The sequence below is a fragment of the Micromonospora zamorensis genome, assembly GCF_900090275.1.
Classification (GTDB): Bacteria; Actinomycetota; Actinomycetes; order Mycobacteriales; family Micromonosporaceae; genus Micromonospora; species Micromonospora zamorensis.
Genome location: NZ_LT607755.1, coordinates 1,355,453 through 1,370,781 on the forward strand (window position 1 = coordinate 1,355,453; position 15,329 = coordinate 1,370,781).

The 15,329-nt window shown below is 72.4% G+C and carries 15 protein-coding genes; 9 read left to right on the top strand and 6 right to left on the bottom strand.

Annotated elements, in window-relative coordinates; all coding sequences use genetic code 11:
• Positions 1-116 precede the first annotated feature (116 nt).
• The 4 genes from GA0070619_RS06135 to GA0070619_RS06150 all read left to right on the top strand — a co-directional run bounded on the left by GA0070619_RS06135 (position 117) and on the right by GA0070619_RS06150 (position 4,145).
• Positions 117-1,226: an NHL repeat-containing protein gene (locus GA0070619_RS06135; RefSeq protein WP_231927296.1), complete on the top strand. Its 1,110-nt coding sequence runs from the start codon at positions 117-119 to the stop codon at positions 1,224-1,226.
• A 30-nt stretch (positions 1,227-1,256) separates the two neighbouring features.
• Positions 1,257-2,306 carry a nitronate monooxygenase gene (locus GA0070619_RS06140; protein ID WP_088947165.1) on the top strand — a complete coding sequence of 350 codons (1,050 nt, stop codon included), beginning with the start codon at positions 1,257-1,259 and terminating at the stop codon, positions 2,304-2,306.
• 67 nt (positions 2,307-2,373) lie between these two features.
• Complete coding sequence (locus GA0070619_RS06145) at positions 2,374-3,459, top strand: cellulose binding domain-containing protein (protein WP_088947166.1); 1,086 nt, start codon at positions 2,374-2,376, stop codon at positions 3,457-3,459.
• A gap of 14 nt (positions 3,460-3,473) precedes the next feature.
• Complete coding sequence (locus tag GA0070619_RS06150) at positions 3,474-4,145, top strand: CG0192-related protein (RefSeq protein WP_088947167.1); 672 nt, start codon at positions 3,474-3,476, stop codon at positions 4,143-4,145.
• A gap of 42 nt (positions 4,146-4,187) precedes the next feature.
• Here the strand turns inward: GA0070619_RS06150 and GA0070619_RS06155 are convergent, their stop codons facing one another.
• On the bottom strand, positions 4,188-6,224 hold the full coding sequence (locus tag GA0070619_RS06155) for a glycosyl hydrolase family 28-related protein (RefSeq protein ID WP_088947168.1): 2,037 nt from the start codon (positions 6,222-6,224) through the stop codon (positions 4,188-4,190).
• A 219-nt stretch (positions 6,225-6,443) separates the two neighbouring features.
• Between GA0070619_RS06155 and GA0070619_RS06160 the strand changes: the two genes are divergently transcribed.
• From GA0070619_RS06160 to GA0070619_RS32165, 3 genes are all read left to right on the top strand, one after another.
• The gene (locus tag GA0070619_RS06160) at positions 6,444-7,547 is read left to right on the top strand and encodes a PIN domain-containing protein (protein ID WP_088947169.1); all 1,104 of its coding nucleotides are present in this window, start codon (positions 6,444-6,446) and stop codon (positions 7,545-7,547) included.
• A 279-nt stretch (positions 7,548-7,826) separates the two neighbouring features.
• Positions 7,827-8,048, top strand: a complete 222-nt coding sequence (locus tag GA0070619_RS06165) for a hypothetical protein (RefSeq protein ID WP_030335934.1) — start codon at positions 7,827-7,829, stop codon at positions 8,046-8,048.
• 524 nt (positions 8,049-8,572) lie between these two features.
• Entirely contained in the window at positions 8,573-8,734 is a 162-nt protein-coding gene (locus GA0070619_RS32165; RefSeq protein ID WP_157743918.1) for a hypothetical protein, read from the top strand.
• Positions 8,735-9,067: 333 nt separating this feature from the next.
• Here GA0070619_RS32165 and GA0070619_RS06170 read toward each other — a convergent pair whose 3' ends face one another.
• From GA0070619_RS06170 to GA0070619_RS06185, 4 genes are all read right to left on the bottom strand, one after another.
• The gene (locus GA0070619_RS06170) at positions 9,068-9,616 is read right to left on the bottom strand and encodes a DUF1062 domain-containing protein (protein WP_088947170.1); all 549 of its coding nucleotides are present in this window, start codon (positions 9,614-9,616) and stop codon (positions 9,068-9,070) included.
• A gap of 226 nt (positions 9,617-9,842) precedes the next feature.
• The gene (locus GA0070619_RS06175; RefSeq protein ID WP_088947171.1) at positions 9,843-10,904 is read right to left on the bottom strand and encodes a Gfo/Idh/MocA family oxidoreductase; all 1,062 of its coding nucleotides are present in this window, start codon (positions 10,902-10,904) and stop codon (positions 9,843-9,845) included.
• Positions 10,905-11,006: 102 nt separating this feature from the next.
• On the bottom strand, positions 11,007-11,672 hold the full coding sequence (locus tag GA0070619_RS06180; RefSeq protein ID WP_088947172.1) for a response regulator transcription factor: 666 nt from the start codon (positions 11,670-11,672) through the stop codon (positions 11,007-11,009).
• On the bottom strand, positions 11,660-12,952 hold the full coding sequence (locus GA0070619_RS06185) for a sensor histidine kinase (protein WP_088947173.1): 1,293 nt from the start codon (positions 12,950-12,952) through the stop codon (positions 11,660-11,662). Before GA0070619_RS06185 ends, GA0070619_RS06180 begins: the two co-directional genes overlap by 13 nt.
• Before the next feature lie 280 nt (positions 12,953-13,232).
• On the opposite strand from GA0070619_RS06185, the gene GA0070619_RS33295 reads away from it, so the two are divergent.
• Positions 13,233-13,610 carry a hypothetical protein gene (locus GA0070619_RS33295; RefSeq protein WP_210924966.1) on the top strand — a complete coding sequence of 126 codons (378 nt, stop codon included), beginning with the start codon at positions 13,233-13,235 and terminating at the stop codon, positions 13,608-13,610.
• Positions 13,611-13,683: 73 nt separating this feature from the next.
• A complete protein-coding gene (locus tag GA0070619_RS06195; protein WP_088947174.1) occupies positions 13,684-14,451 on the top strand; it encodes a TetR/AcrR family transcriptional regulator in 768 nt (255 codons plus the stop codon).
• Positions 14,452-14,465: 14 nt separating this feature from the next.
• On the opposite strand, the gene GA0070619_RS06200 is transcribed toward GA0070619_RS06195, so the two are convergent.
• Positions 14,466-15,311, bottom strand: a complete 846-nt coding sequence (locus GA0070619_RS06200) for a helix-turn-helix transcriptional regulator (protein WP_088951588.1) — start codon at positions 15,309-15,311, stop codon at positions 14,466-14,468.
• Between the last annotated feature and the right edge of the window lie 18 nt (positions 15,312-15,329).

A 15,329-nucleotide genomic window follows, 5' to 3' on the forward strand; every position in this document is an offset into this window, starting at 1 on the left:
GCGACACTACATCCACCAGGGGTGCGGGCGCGTACCCCCGATGACCGCCGCCGGTGGCCGGGATCGGCCAGGATGGGCGGGTGGCCGGGTCACGGCCGCGACGAGGAGGGTGGGCGATGCGGGTACGCGGGCGGTTGAGGTGGGGGCGAGGTGCCCGTGTCGGGGCGGTGCTGGCGGCCCTGCTCACCGGCGTGGTGACACCTGCCGTGCTGCTCACGCCAGGGGCGGCGGGCGCGGCGGCGGCCGGTGCGCCGGTGTGCCAGATACGCGACGACCGACTCAAGGAGATCTCCGGGATGGTCGCCACCGACGACGGGTACGTGGTGGTCAACGACGGCGCCGACGACGAGGCCCGCCGCCGGATCTTCTTCCTCGACCAGCGCTGCGCTGTGGTCCGCACGGTGTCCTACCCGTCCCAGCCCCGCGACACCGAGGACCTGGCCATCGGCCGGGACGGCACCGTCTGGGTCGCCGACATCGGCGACAACGACCGCTCCCGCACCAGCGTCGCGGTGTGGCGGCTCGCGCCTGGGAAGGACAAGCCGGTGCTGCACCGGATGGCGTACCCGGACCGCCCGCACGACGCCGAGGCGTTGCTGCTCGACTCGGACGGCCAGCCCCTGATCGTCACCAAGGGCGGCAGCGGCACGGTCTTCCTGTACGCGCCGAGCACCGCGCTGCGGCCGGGCGCGACGACACCGCTGGCCCCGGCCGGCCAGGTGTCCCTGCCGATGACCGACACCAGCAACCCGTTCTCGTTCATCGGGCGGGGTGTGGTCACCGGCGCGGCGAACGCGCCGGACGGGCGTCGGGTGGTGCTGCGCAGCTACGCCGACGCCTTCGAGTACGACGTGCCCGACGGCGACGTGGTCAAGGCGTTGACCTCCGGCACCCCGCGGATCACCCCGTTGCCGGACGAACCCCAGGGCGAGTCGATCACCTACAGTCGCGACGGCGCGTCGTTGCTCACCGTCTCCGAATCCGCCGACCAGCCGCCGGGGACCCGCCCGACGATCCTGCGTTACCCGGCCACCGACGGGCCGGTCACCGCCGCAAACCCGACGGGGTCCGCCGCCCCGGTGTTGCCCACCGCCGTCCGTCCGATCGCCGAGGACACCATCGGCCTGGGCGGCCGGACCTGGCTGCTGGTGGCCGGAGGCGGGACCCTGCTGGGCCTGCTGGCACTGGCCGGTGTGCTGCGGTGGAGGTACACCGCGCGTCCGTGAGTGGGCGGGTCGGTGCGGCAGGATGGGTCCATGTCCGTGCTGTCCACGTTGCGTCACCCGATCGTCGCCGCCCCGATGGCCGGCGGCCCGTCCACGCCGGCGCTCGCGGCAGCCGTCTCCGCGGCCGGTGGGCTGGGCTTCCTGGCCGCCGGGATGATCGACACCGGCCGGCTGGTCGCGGACGTCGCCGAGGTTCGTGCGCGCACCGACCGGCCGTTCGGCGTCAACCTCTTCCTGCCCGACCCCGGCGGCGTCGACGAGGCCGCCATCCAGGCGTACGCGCAACGGCTCGCCCCGCTGGCCGCCGAGCGCGGGGTGAGCCTGGGCGCACCGGTGGGCGGCGACGACGCGTACCCGGAAAAGCTGGCCGCGCTGCTCGCGGACCCGGTGCCGGTCGTGTCCTTCGTGTTCGGGCTGCCCGATCGGGCGGTGGTGGCCGCCCTGCGCGAGCGGGGCACCGAGGTGTGGGCCACGGTCACCCGCCCGGACGCCGCGACGGCCGCCGCGGGCCTGGGGGTGGACGCGGTGGTGGTGCAGGGCACCGAGGCCGGTGGGCATCGTGGCGGCCTGCCGGACGACGACGACTACGCGTTGCTTCCGTTGCTCCGCCTGGTCGCCGCTGGTTGCGACCTGCCGCTGGTGGCGGCGGGCGGCATCGTCGACGGCCCCGCGGTGGCCGCCGTGCTGGCTGCCGGCGCCGCCGCCGCGCAGCTCGGCACGGCGTTCCTGCGCTGCCCGGAGGCGGGCAGCTCGCCGATGCACCGGGCGGCGGTGGCCGGTGCCGCGCCGACCGCGTTGACCCGGTCGTTCAGCGGCAAGCGGGCCCGTGGCGTGGCCAACGACTTCCTGCGTCAGCACGACGCGGCAGCGCCGATTGGCTACCCCCAGGTGCTGCACCTGACGCGTCCGCTGCTCGCCGCCGCCCGCCGCGACGGGGACGCGTCGGTCGCCAACCTGTGGGCCGGGCAGGCGCACCCGCTGGCCCGGGACCTGCCGGCGGCCGAAGTGGTCACCGAGGTGAGCGCCGGGGCGCGGGCGGCGCTCGCCGCAGTGCTCGAGCGGTCGACCCGCTGGGGATGACCAGGACGCCGGCAACCGGCCCTGCCGGGCCGGGGCGGGCGGGCCGGAGACCCGTTAGAGTCTCGCCGTGATCGAGATCGGTGCGCAGGTCGAGCTGTCCCACCCACCCGACCGGGTCTGGCTCGCACTGACCGATCGGCAGCTGCTCGGCCGGTGGTTCGCCGACGCCGACACGGTGGAGGGCGTACCGGACCGGCTGTTGCTGCACACGGCCGGGTTGCCCGGCTTCGAGGCCAACGTCGAGGTCGAGGTGACCGAGCGGCGGGAGCCGGAACTCCTCGTCCTGGCCTGCGACGAGGCCGGCCGGCTCAGCGAGCTGACCTGTGCGGTCACCGCCACCAGGCAGGGCTGTCGGCTGGAGATTCGGGAGGTCACCACGCACGGCGCGTGGTCCGCCGAACAGCACGATCCACGCGAGCAGCAACTCCGGCAGGCGCTGACCGTACGGTTGCCGGCGATCCTCGACTGGCTCGCCTTCCAGCAGGTCGATCTGCGCCGCGGCGACGGCGGGATGACGGCGGAACTGCCGTTGGTCGGCGTGTCGGGTGGGCCCTCCCGTGCCCGTCGCCGTCGCCGGCAGGTGGCCGCCGCGCTGGTCGGGGTGGTGGCCGTCGGAGGGGTGGCGGCGTGGGTGGCGCTTCCGGCCGGATCGGAGCAGCGCGCCGCGCCGCCCGCGACCCCGTCGCCGTCGCCGTCCGCGACACCCGTCGAGGTCGCCGCCACGCCGCGGCCGACGACCTCGGTACGCCCCTCGCGAACGGCCGCGTCGCCGACCGTCCGCCCGAGCCGGAGCCCGTCGGCGAAGCCCTCGCTGACCCTCACGTCGGCGCCGCCGCCCCCACCGCCGCTGACGGCCAGCTACGACACCGACTCCAGCCGCCTGTTCGGCTACACCGGCGAAGTGGTGCTCGGCAACCGCGCCGCCACCGCCGTGGACGGCTGGGTGGTGGTGGTCAGCCTCGCCGACGGCAGCACCGTGGACGACGTCGACGGCGCGGACTGGCGACAGAACGGGCGGTCGGTCACCTTCACCGGGGCGGCCGTGCCCGCCGGTGGGTCGCAGACGTTCCGCTTCGACGTACGCGACAACCGGCCGAAGGCCCGGGAACCGGAGACCTGCACGGTGGACGGTAACCCCTGCGCCGGCCTCTGACCTAGGCTGCGGTCATGGCACTGCTGCACCGGGCCACGCTGCGCCCCACGAAGCTCGACCTGCTGGCGGCCTGGCTGCCCAGCCAACCCTGGTTCCTCGGGCCGACCGACGTCGCTGGCGAACTGGCCGGCGTTACCGGCGGCCTGACCGGCGCCGATGTGGTGAGTCGGGGCGCGTACCGCTTCGACGACCCGGCCGACGAGGTCGGCATCGAGACGATGCTGGTCGGCACCGCCGACGGGCCGGTCCACCAGGTCCCGCTCACCTACCGCTCCGCGCCCCTCGACGGTGCCGACGACTGGCTGGTCGGCACCACCGAGCACTCGGTGCTCGGCACGCGCTGGGTGTACGACGGCTGCGCGGACCCGGTCTACGCCGCCGCGCTCGCCCACGCGATCCTCGCCGGTGGTGGCCAGGCGGAGCAGTACTTCGAGGTGGACGGTCGGCGTGAGGTGCGTGAGTCGACCGTGACGATCGCCGTCAGCGGCGCCGGGGACGCCGACGCGGCGTCGGTGGGCGCCGTGCGTCGGGTGGTCGACGAGGACAACACCACCATCGTCACCGACTCCGCCGACCTGGTCGTCGTCCGTCGGCCGGGCGCGGGCGACGCCACCGGGCCCACCCTGCTCGGCAGTTGGAACGGGCAGCCGACGAGCGTGCCGCTGGCGTACGCCAGAACGCGGTGAGCGTGCGGTGGGCGGCCCGACGAGTCGGACCGCCCACCGCGTTCACCAGTGCGCCGGAGGCGGGGGCGGCGACACGGGTGGCCGGTCGTCGCAGGTGATGGTGTTGGGCAGCAGCCACGGGGCGAGCCAACCGCCGTCGTTGCCGCCGAGGTCGGTCAGTGTGAACTCCGAACCGGCCGGGGTGAAGTGGAACGAACCGCAGTTGTTGACGCCGACAGCGCCCACGTTGCGGGCGTCCACGTTGGCGAACGAGGCGGACCCCGCCGTACGGGCGCTGAGGACCGAGGTGCCGGTGCCGTCGACCCGGACGTCCCGGAACCGCACGTTGCTGATCGAGTAGAGGTCCTTCACCGGCCAGTCGCTGACCAGCATGATCGCGTTGTACGTGCTGTCGAGGTACGCGTCACCGGTCACCTGGACGTCCGCGTCGATGCTCCGGTCCAGGGCGAAGATCCAGATCGCGCCCAGCCCGATGTTCCAGTTCAGCTCGTACGTGCCGGCGCGGGCGGTGGTGTTGTTGGTGAACCGCAGGTGCCCGGTGAACGGCTCCGCGCCGAAGCGGGAACCCGCGTGGATGGCGCTGCCCTCGCGGACCGGGTCGGCGACGAGGTTGTGCGAGACGGTGGTGTCCGTGCCGCCGTAGATGGCGATGCCGTTGGCCAGCGTCGGTGACTGCACGGTGTTGTGGTCGAACGTGTTGCGCGCGTTCGCCGTCTTCTCCGACCACATCGCCAGGCCGTCGTCGCCGGTGTTGCGGACGAAGTTGTGGGCCACGACAGAGTCGGTCACACCAGTGTGGAAGTTGAGCGCGTCGGCGATCTGGTCGACGATGATGTTGTTGGTGACCCGGACGTTGCGCATCGGCCCGTCGAACCACACGCCCACCTTGGTGTGGTGCAGGTAGAGCCCGTCGATGGTCGAGTCGCTCATCGCGCCACCGATCGCGTTGACCTGGTCGGTGTCGATGCGTTCCCGGACGTCTCCCTCGATCGCGAAGCCGGAGAGGTGGACGTTGCGGCTGCCGCCGTCGGCGGCGTCGCGGCCGTAGAACCCGACGCCGGTGTGCACCGAGCCGTCCGGTGCGGGGGTCGGCAGGGCGACCTCACGGCCCTTGATGATGGTGTGCCAGTTGCCGGCGCCCTCGATGGTCACGTCGTCGACGGTGATGTGCCGGTTGACCTGGTAGGTGCCCGGCGGGATGTAGACCTTGAGGTGGGTGCGCCTGGCGAAGGCGATGGCCCGGTCCAGCGCGTCGGCGGAGTCCCGCCGGCCGGTGGGATCGGCCCCGAAGGCCAGCACGTTCGCCGCGAGCAGCCGGACGTGCGGCGGCGCGACCAACTCGGAGTCGAGCAGGTCGATGACGGTCCAGGCGGCGGCACTGCCGGGCGGCGCGGTGAGCCGGATCTTGTCGCCGGCCCGGTAGGTGCGGCCGAGCAGGAGCCGCTGCTCGTCGTAGAACTGGCCGGGCCGGAACGGCGTGCTGATGCTCGGGGCCGGCGTGGTGGCCGACGGCACGCACTGGCACTCGGTGATCCACCAGTCCGGGTGCAGCAGCCCGGCCTGTGGGTCGTTGGTGAACGGGTACTGGTTGTAGAGCCACGAGTACTGCGACGTGAGCGTCATGGTGCGCACGTGCTTGCCGTTGACCGCGACCCGCAACGGAGCGGTGATCCCGCCGCCCTGCGGCGCGTCCGGGATGCTGTACCGCACGGTGATCCCGTTGGCCGCGCTGGGCAGGACGAACTCCACGTACTCGCCGGGGGTGAGCCGGACCGCCCGGCGGCCGGAGGCCTCCGCGGGCAGGGTGTAGGCGGACCGGTCGGGGCCGATGACCTCGCCGGTGGTGCGGGCGTTTTCCGCCTCCTGCTCGACGAAGTCGACGTCCGCGCCGCGCCCGGCGACCAACGCCGGGTCGAGAGCGGCCCGGGTGACGACCGGCTGGGCGCCGGCGGACGCGGATGGACTGGCGGTGGCCACTGTGGGCCCGGCGACCAGTACGGCGAGGCCGGCCGCGAGCGCGACAGCGGTGCCGCCGGGCCGGCCGGGGCGTCCCCGCGCCGGCATGAGGCTGCGAAACATCGGTGACCCTCCTGGGTGGGTGGTGGTGGAGGTCCGCCCGGCGTTCCCCCGACGCCCGACATTGATCGTCATGATGCAGCACCACACATCGCACTGCAAGACGTCTATCGAACAATGAAAATAACGGGCTATCAGGCCGCAAGAAATGGACGGTCGTCGAGTTGAGGTGTCGCGCGTCGCCTGCCCCGCCCAGCTCACGCCGGGCGTAGGCTGGCCCCCGTGGATCAAGAAGACCGGATCGCCCTTTTCCTCGACTACGAAAACCTCGCGTTGGGCGCACGCGACAACCGTGGCGGCGCGGACTTCGACTTCCGGCCCATCGCCGACGCGCTGGCCGAACGAGGCCGTGTCGTGGTCCGCCGTGCGTACGCCGACTGGTCGTACTTCGACGAGGACCGCCGGATGCTCACCCGGTCCCACGTCGAGCTGATCGAGATTCCGCAACGGATGGGCGCGTCCCGTAAGAACGCCGCGGACATCAAGATGGCCGTCGACGCGATCGAGCTGGCCTTCGAGCGGGACTACATCTCGACGTTCGTGATCTGCAGTGGCGACAGCGACTTCACCCCGCTGGTGCACAAGCTCCGCGAGCTGAACAAGCGGGTCATCGGTGTCGGGGTCGAGGGCTCCACGTCGGCACTGCTCCCACCGGCCTGCGACGAGTTCCTCTACTACGACCGGCTGGAGGGTGTGGACATCCCGCCGACCCGCAGCCGACGGGGCCGTTCCAGCCGGCCGGCCGGCACGGACCAGCGCCCGCCCGAGCCGGAGCAGGAGCTCGAACGGGAGCGCGAGCCCGAGGTGGACCGTCGACCCGCCGGCGAAGAGCCGGGACGGGACGTCGACGCACTCGCCGTGCTGGTCGCCCAGACCGTGGCCGGGTTGCAGGGCAGCGCCAACGGCGACGTCACCGCCTCCCGGCTCAAGCGCACCCTGCTGCGCAAGGACCCGACGTTCAGTGAGTCCGACTACGGCTTCCGCACCTTTGGGGAACTGCTGCGGCACCTCGCCGAGCAGACCGTGATCGAGCTGGCCGAGGGACCCGCGAAGGGTGACCCCGAGGTCTCGCTGCCCGAACACGGCGACCGGGAGGTGGCCTTCGGGTTGCTCCGCGGTGTGGTGGCCGAGCTGGGCAGCAGCGGAAACCCGGTGGCGCTGTCCGGGTTGAAGAACCAGCTTCGCCGGGCCCGCCCCGACTTCAGCGAGAAGAAGCTCGGCTACCGCAGCTTCCTCCAGTTTTGCAAGGCCGCGGCTACCGGGGGAGTGGTCGATCTGCGCTGGAGCCCGGAAGCCGACGATTACCTGCTCACCACCCAGGGATGAGCACCGCCGCCGGTCACTCCCTGTGATGTTCACATCACGGGCGAGGGTCACTCGCCGCACCCGGCCCCTCGGGGCAGGGCGGGTCGGCAAGCACCCTGACCGGTGTACTCAGCGATATCTCATATCCGCCTGATCCGCCACTCAGGGCGGGAAGGATCCGCCCTCGCGGTTCCTCCCTGTCACCAGATCGGTCGAAGTACGCCTGAATTATGGCTATCGCCCTGGTATCCACCCGCCTGCGCCGTACCCTCGACGCAAAAATTGCTATACGGTCGGCGAATGAAGGTCGAGGAGCATTGGTGGAACGGAGACACGACCCCGCGCGGGCGCCGGGACGTGTATATCCGTACTGACGGGCAGGGTTGGGAGGTCCGCGCCCAGATCGGTGGGGCGTCGGGTCGTGAGCGGGTGCAGCAGTGCCCAAGCCGGGCCTCGGCGGCCATCCTCGCCGACGCCTGGCGCGGCACCCACCCTTCCTGGCGCGAGCTAAAGCAGCGCTGATCCGGCTCCGGGCCGGGCCGGCAACGCTCCTGGGCTCCAGCCCGGCGCGCTCGCCGGCCGGCCCGGTGCTCGGTGCCCAGCGGCCCGGCGTTCGGCACGTAGTGGTCCAGTGCTCGGTATCCAGCGGCCCGGCGTTCGGCCTGCAGTGGTCCGGTGCTCGGCATCCAGCCCACTCCGCTGCGGTCGGCCGCCAGCGACGTCTTCACCGCTTCTGCGACATCACCTGCGCCATGTTTGCCGCAGGTGCCAGCACACGTCACGTTGCGACCGTCCCGATCGAGGCAGCCGCCTGTTTCCCTGAGGGCCGCGGTCGCCGAGGACGCTGGGTCTTTCTTGATCGGTTTGATGCGCAGTGGCGTCTGTGTACCGGTGTCCCCGCCGTCAGGCCGGGTACTCGGAGGTCCCCGATCGCGGGTGCTCGGAGGCGCCCGGTCATGGGTGCTCGGAGGCGCCCGGTCATGGGTGCTCGGAGGCACCCGGTCGAGGGTGTCGGAGGTTCCCGGTCGCGCCCGATGGAGGTCGCCATGTCGCACGGTCCCGACGAGGAGAACCCCAGGCTCGACAAGGAGGTCCGGGAGGCCGAGAGTCGGCTCGGCGACGACGCCAAGCCGTCGGACGACGCACTGACCGACGACGACGCCCGGGTGCCGGACGACGCCCCCTCCGAGCAGGACCCGGGCACCTGAGCCGGACGAACCGTCCGTGAACCCGACACGTGCGCTCCCGACCGACCCGGCGCCGGCCGCCCGCCCGCCGGCGATGCCGCCAGCCCCGCCCGTCAGGCCGCCAGCCCGCCAGTCCACCGACTCTCAGGCCCTGATCGGCTCGGCTTTCTTGAAATCGGGGTATCGCAGGCGGTCTGACACCGCGACTTCATGAAAACCGAGTCGATCAACCGCATGTAGGCAACCCGAGACGGGCAAATCGGGTGACGTGCCGTCGACGGTGCGCGGGTGGAACGCCCAGGGGCCTGCCCGGCGGAAGATGCCGGACAGGCCCGTGGCCGTAGGGAAAAGCGGTCAGTGCTTGAGGGTGAACGTGAAGTCGCCGGAGAGCTTGCCGTTCAACCGGACCGCCGAAACGAGCTTCCCCTGGACGATCAGTCTCTCGACCTCGCCTCGGGTAAGACCGCAACCTTCAGCGATCAGTCGTACTGGTCGGACCGGGATCCGCGCCGCGAAGCGGACCGAGACGTCGATCGTCTCGCCGTCCGGGTGATCCGATCCGCCGGTGTCGAGGCGCCAGGCGCCAGTCCAGTCGAGGGCGATGCGGTTGGCGCGCTGCACGTCCGGATCCTGGAGCAGATCGGCTGTCAGTCCAGGGTCGTTGCCGTGCAACCGGTCCAGCAACTCCGGTGGGATGGTGCGAACGGTCATTCGCTCCAGGACGGTGAGCTTTGCCGTCTCCCCGCAGGCGGTGCAGAGCGCGAGGAGCCAGACGTCGATGAGTTTGTGGTTGGCGTTGACTCGAAATTTTCCGCTTGGCCGGAGGCGTTCGGACGCGCACGAGCGGCAACGGCGGTTGATGAGTGGCAGGCAGGTGGGCACGACGGCCCAGTTTCTGAGCACAGAGGTACACCGGTTTCAGTGAGAGGTCCGCAGCAAAAAGCGGCGCGGCGCACACGGCGCGACGCGCGACAGATCAGCGCTTGGGATGTCTCACAGGGTGTACAACGGCACGTCCTTGCCTAGACGACCTGGTTCCGCGCACGGTAACGGCGCCCAGCGGCGCCGATCCACTGGTTTTCGAGCGCTTCAGGACCGTCCGACCGGACAGGTGCCGGTTACGACAAGGTCAGACGGTGGGGACCGGCAGCACCGCGCCTTCGACCGCGGACCGGTGGGCCAGCTCGATCAGCTCGACCGTGGCGACCGAGTCCCGTGGGTCCACCGGCATCGGCGCGCCGTCGCGCAGCGCCGTCGCCACCTGCGCGTAGAAGCTCTGGTACGCACCGGGTTCCGTCGGCACGGGTCGCAGGTCACCGTCGACACCGAGCTTGCCGTACCGCTCCGGCGGGACCTCGCCCCAGCCCGGCTGGTCCGGCCGGCCGCCGTCGTGCAGCGCCGCTTCCTGCACGTCCAGCCCGTACGTCGTGTAGCCGGCCCGGTCGCCCAGCACGCGCAGGCGGGGGCCGAGTTGAGCGGTGACCGCGCCCATCCACAGGTGCGAGTGGACCCCGTTGGCGTGGGTCAGCGCCACGAAGGCATCGTCGTCGACAGCTGCGCCCGCGCGGCGACGGTCCACCTCCGCGTAGACGCGGTCGACCCGGCCGAAGAGCTGCACCGCCTGATCGACGAGGTGGGCGCCGAGGTCGAAGAGGGCGCCGCCGGCCTCCTCGGGACTGGCAAGCTCCCGCCAGCCCGGCTTGATCGTCGGACGGAACCGCTCGAACCGGGACTCGAAGCGCAGCACCCGCCCCAACTCGCCCTGCTCGACGAGGCGGCGGGCGGTCAGGAAGTCGCCGTCCCAACGCCGGTTCTGGAACACCGTCAACGGCACCCCACGCTCGGTCGCCTCGTCGACCAACGTGCGACCCTCGGCAGCAGTCGCGGCCAACGGCTTGTCGACGACGACCGGCAGGCCGGCTGCGAGCGCCGCCCGTGCCATCGGCACGTGCAGCCGGTTCGGCGTGGCCACCACGACCAGGTCCAGAGCGTCCGGCGTACGCCAGAATTCGTCGGCGTCGTCGACCAGGCGGGCGTCCGGGAAGTGCTGCCGGGCCTGCTCGCGCCGCTGCGGGTCGCGGGTCACGATGGCGTCGAGCCGCAGCCCGGGCGTCGCGGCGATCAGCGGTGCGTGGAACACCCGGCCCGCCAGCCCGTACCCCAGCAGGCCAACCCGCAGCGCCTCCGCCATGCCGTGCCCCCATCTCCCTGGTCCGCGCCCGACGTGGCGGCGGTACCGCTGAGGAAAACCTATCGCCCCGAGCGGCCCGACCCGATCTCGGCCCGACGCTGGTCAGCTCGCCGGGTCGGCCCGCAGGTAGGTGAGCACCGCCAGCACCCGACGGTTGGTGTCGTCGCTCGGTGGCAGGTCGAGCTTCAACAGGATGTTGCCGACGTGCTTGCCGACCGCCGCCTCGGTGACGTGCAGCCGGAGGGCGATCGAGGCGTTCGACCGGCCCTCGGCCAGCAGCGCCAGCACCTCGCGCTCCCGGGCGGACAGCGCGGCGAGCGGATCGCGGGGGCGGTGCAGCAGTTGCCGGACCACATCCGGGTCGATGGCGGTGCCACCGGCCGTGACCCGGCGCAGCGTGTCGACGAACTCGGTGACCTCGGCGACCCGGTCCTTGAGCAGGTACCCCACCCGTTGGCCGTCTCCGCTGTCCAGCAGAGCCGCCGCGTACCCGGTCTGCACGTACTGGCTGAGCACCACGACGGGGAGGTGGGGTCGTTCGGCGCGCAACGCGACGGCTGCGCGCAGCCCGTCGTCGCGGCGGCCGGGCGGCATCCGGATGTCGGTCAGCACCAGGTCCGGTTCGTGCTCGCGGGCGGCGTCGAGCAGGTCCGGCGCGGAGCCGACCGCGGCGCAGACCGTGAAGTCGAAGCGGGTCAGCAGCGCGACCAGGCCCTCCCGCAGCAGCACCTCGTCCTCGGCGAGCACCACCCGGGTCAGCGACGGCACGGCAGCTCCACCCGGACCAGGGTAGGCCCGCCGGGCGGGCTGGACAGCAACAGCCGTCCGTCCACTGCGGCGACCCGGTCGGCGAGACCGGTGAGGCCCGTACCCCGGGTCGGGTCGGCACCGCCCCGGCCGTTGTCGGACACCTCGACCACGAGGTCGCCACCGGCCCGGGTGAGACGGACGTCCGCGCTGGTCGCGCCGGCATGCCGGACCACGTTGCCGAGAGCCTCGGACACCACGAAGTACGCGGTGGTCTGGACGATCTCCGGTAGCTCGTCGTCGAGGTCGGCGCGGACGGTGACCGCGACGGTGGCCGCGTCGGCCAACTCGCGTACGGCGCCGGCCAGGCCGAGGTCGGTGAGGCTCTGCGGCCGGATGCCGTGCACCAACTGGCGCAGCATCACCATCAGGCCCCGGGCCTGCTCGTGCGCCACGGCGAGCGGCCGGGCGGCGGGGGAGTCCTCGGGTACGTCCAGTCGGGCCAGGCCGAGCTGAAGGGTGAGGCTGGTCAGTCGCGGCTGCGCGCCGTCGTGCAGGTCCCGTTCGATCCGGCGGCGTTCGGCCTCGTACGCGCCGACCAGCCGGGTGCGGGACCGGGCGACCTCGCGCAGCGCCGCGGCGTCGACCGGCGAGGTCAGCGCCCACCGGGCCACGGCGGCCTGGGCGGCGGCGAGCAGACCGACGGCGTACCAGAGCACCGGGATCAGCAGCACGCCCACTATCGCGTACGGGATGGCTTCGCCGGTGGTGTCGATCGGCTGCCAGATCACGACGGGCTGGTTGGAGTCGCCGGCCAGCCAGGGGCTGGTGATCATCCCGAGGTCGAGCAGCACCACCACCAGGAACACCCAGTACGCGACCGGGGCGACCCCGCCGAGCCAGAACAGGTACGCCACCTCCCGCCACCCGGCGGCGCTGCGGTAACGGGCGGCCAGGCCGGGCCACGGTGACGTGGGCAGTGGCCGGCCGTCGACAAGCCCCAGCCGCCACCGCTCGATGACGGCCACCGGGAAGCTCATCAGCGGCGCCAGCGCCAGCAGGGTGAGACTGCCGACCGCCAGGAACAGCATGAGCGGGATGCTTGGCGGCCGGCCGTGCAGCAGCAGCGCGTTGAGGGCGGCGAAGAGGGGCGCGCCGATGACGAGCAGCCCGACGGCGAGCACGCCCGCGATCGGCAGTGTGCTGACCAGATAGGCCAGCGCCCGCCATGGCCAGGCGGAGACCAGCCAGTCGCGGCGACGCAGCGCCCTGGCCAGGTGAGAAGGGCTTTCCGGGGTCATGCCAGAGACGCTAATCGGGGACGACCACGCGCCCCAGCCGTCCAGATCCACTTTCCGGGGTATGCCCAGCACTACCCACCGAACGGCCGTGCGGCGCTGTCCGACGACCGCGAGGCCAGCTGACCCGGGCGCGCTGGCCGTTGCGCGTCAAAGCGGCGTCACGATCGCGCCGATCCGCGTAGCGGAAGCGTGAAAGCCCTGGCCGGCGGCGCCCCCGTCGCTGTGTCATTGCCTTCAGTGGGCCCGAGGTACGGGTCTCCGCCCTCGCCGGAGGCGTGCTGTGGTTGTCGATCAGGAGCAGAAGACCGCCATGGTCGGCGGGTCGACCCCGACCGGGGTGAGCGTGGCGATCGGTTGGACGGTGCTGATCGGCGCCGCGCTGCTCGCCGGGGCGCTGTTCTCCCCGGCCGAGCTGCCCGCTCGGACGCTGGTCATGTCTGTTGTCGCCGGGGCGTACGCGGCGGTGGTGGCCGATCTTCGCGCGGTCGTCGCGGTGACCGGGCTGGGCATGGCGACCTTCGTCGGCTTCCTGGCCAACCGCTTCGGTGATCTGAGCGCGGGTGGGGACGCCTGGTCGTACGCCGTGGTGATCGCCTTCGCGGCCACGCTCGGCGCGGGTTACCGCTGGTTGCGGTCGGTGCCCCCGGCGGCCGAGTGACCGCCGGCAGGGCCGGGGTGCGGGGCGCCGCGCGGCGTACGTCGTACGCCCGCGTTGTTAGGATGGCCGCACCATGGCGAGTGAGCGCAAGGCGACCGCGGACCCGGCCCGCAGCCTGGCCATCCTCTGGCGCACCCGGGAGCCGACCAGCCGCAGCGCCGGGCCCGGCCTCAGCGTCGACCGGATCGTCCGGGCCGCGATCGACATCGCCGACGCGGAGGGTCTCGACGCGTTGACCATGCGACGCGTCGGCGAGGCGCTGGGCGTCGGCACCATGTCGGTCTACACGTACGTGCCGGGCAAGGCCGAACTCGTGGACGTCATGGTCGACACCGCGTACGGCGAGATGCCGCGACCCGCTGTCGAGGGTGACTGGCGGGCCCGGCTGGAGCGGATCGCCCGCGACAACCTGGCGCTCTACCAGCGGCATCCCTGGATGCTGCGGGCCGAGACGACCCGACCGGTGCTCGGCCCGCACCTGCTGGCCAAGTACGACTACGAGCTCGGCGCGGTCGTCGACATCGGTCTCAGCGACGTCGAGATGGACGCGGTGCTCACGCTCCTCCTCGGCCACGTGAAGAGCGCGGCGCGGGCCGCCTCCGAGGTGGTCGACCTGGAGCGCCAGTCCGGCATGACCGACGGCCAGTGGTGGCAGTCGCACGCGCCCTGGCTGGAGACGTTCATGACGGCCGGCAGCTATCCGATCGCCTCCCGCGTCGGCACCGCGGCCGGTCAGCAGCACGGTGCCGCGTACGGCCCGGAGTACGCCTTCGAGTTCGGTCTGCAACGCGTCCTCGACGGGATCTCGGTGGTGGTCGCCGAGCGGGCGGCCAGCCGGTGACCGGCGCCGCGGAGCTAGCCTGATCCGTCGCTGTCCGCTGCCGCGCCCGCCGCGCTTCGCGCCAGCCGGGCGAGCGAGCGCGCCGACGGGCCACCCGGCTCGGCGTGGTAGACGACCAGCGACTGGGTGGTGCCGCTGATGGTGAACTTCTCGTAGCGCAGCTCCAGCTCGCCCACCTGCGGATGCCGGAACACCCGTAGACCGCCGCCCGCGCGAACGGTGACGTCGTGTCGGGCCCACAACCGCCGAAACCGCTCGCTGCCGGCCGTCAGCTCCTCGACCAGCTCGGTGAGCCGGGGATCGTCCACCTCGGCGCCGACCTGTGCGCGCAGGCCGGCCACCGCGTTGGCCGCGACGGCCGTCAGGGCCGGGTAGAGCGCCGGCACGCTCGGGTCCAGGAAGACCGCGCGCAGGAGGTTCACCCCGGCCGTGAAGATCGGTGCCAGCGCGGTCGCGACGGGGTTGGCGAGGAGCACGTCCAGGTGTCGCCCGTGCACGAAGGCGGGGGTCTCGCTCCACGAGCCGACCAACTGCCGGATGCCCAGGGGCACCCGCTCCTGCCGGCGCGCAGCCGGACGGGCCGGCGCCGGCCGGGCCAGGCCGTACAGGTGTGCCGCGGCCTCCGCGTCCAGCATCAGTGCGCGGGCCAGGGAATCCAGCACCTGCGTCGACGGGTGCCGGTCGCGGCCCTGCTCCAACCGCAGGTAGTAGTCGACGCTGATGCCGGCGAGCAGGGCAGCCTCCTCGCGCCGCAGGCCGGGCACCCGCCGACGGCCGTGCGCGGGCAGCCCGACGTCACCCGGCCTGATCAGCTCGCGCCGGGCACGCAGGTATTCGCCCAGCGGGCCGGCTGTGCTCACCCGCTCATCGTAGGAGCC

Excerpts from the sequence above, each read along its gene's own strand:
- GA0070619_RS06135 (WP_231927296.1), top strand. The coding sequence starts at position 117 with ATGCGGGTACGCGGGCGGTTGAGGTGGGGGCGAGGTGCCCGTGTCGGG.
- GA0070619_RS06140 (WP_088947165.1), top strand. The coding sequence starts at position 1,257 with ATGTCCGTGCTGTCCACGTTGCGTCACCCGATCGTCGCCGCCCCGATG.
- GA0070619_RS06150 (WP_088947167.1), top strand. The coding sequence starts at position 3,474 with ATGGCACTGCTGCACCGGGCCACGCTGCGCCCCACGAAGCTCGACCTG.
- GA0070619_RS06155 (WP_088947168.1), bottom strand. The coding sequence starts at position 6,224 with ATGTTTCGCAGCCTCATGCCGGCGCGGGGACGCCCCGGCCGGCCCGGC.
- GA0070619_RS06165 (WP_030335934.1), top strand. The coding sequence starts at position 7,827 with ATGAAGGTCGAGGAGCATTGGTGGAACGGAGACACGACCCCGCGCGGG.
- GA0070619_RS32165 (WP_157743918.1), top strand. The coding sequence starts at position 8,573 with ATGTCGCACGGTCCCGACGAGGAGAACCCCAGGCTCGACAAGGAGGTC.
- GA0070619_RS06175 (WP_088947171.1), bottom strand. The coding sequence starts at position 10,904 with ATGGCGGAGGCGCTGCGGGTTGGCCTGCTGGGGTACGGGCTGGCGGGC.
- GA0070619_RS06185 (WP_088947173.1), bottom strand. The coding sequence starts at position 12,952 with ATGACCCCGGAAAGCCCTTCTCACCTGGCCAGGGCGCTGCGTCGCCGC.
- GA0070619_RS06195 (WP_088947174.1), top strand. The coding sequence starts at position 13,684 with ATGGCGAGTGAGCGCAAGGCGACCGCGGACCCGGCCCGCAGCCTGGCC.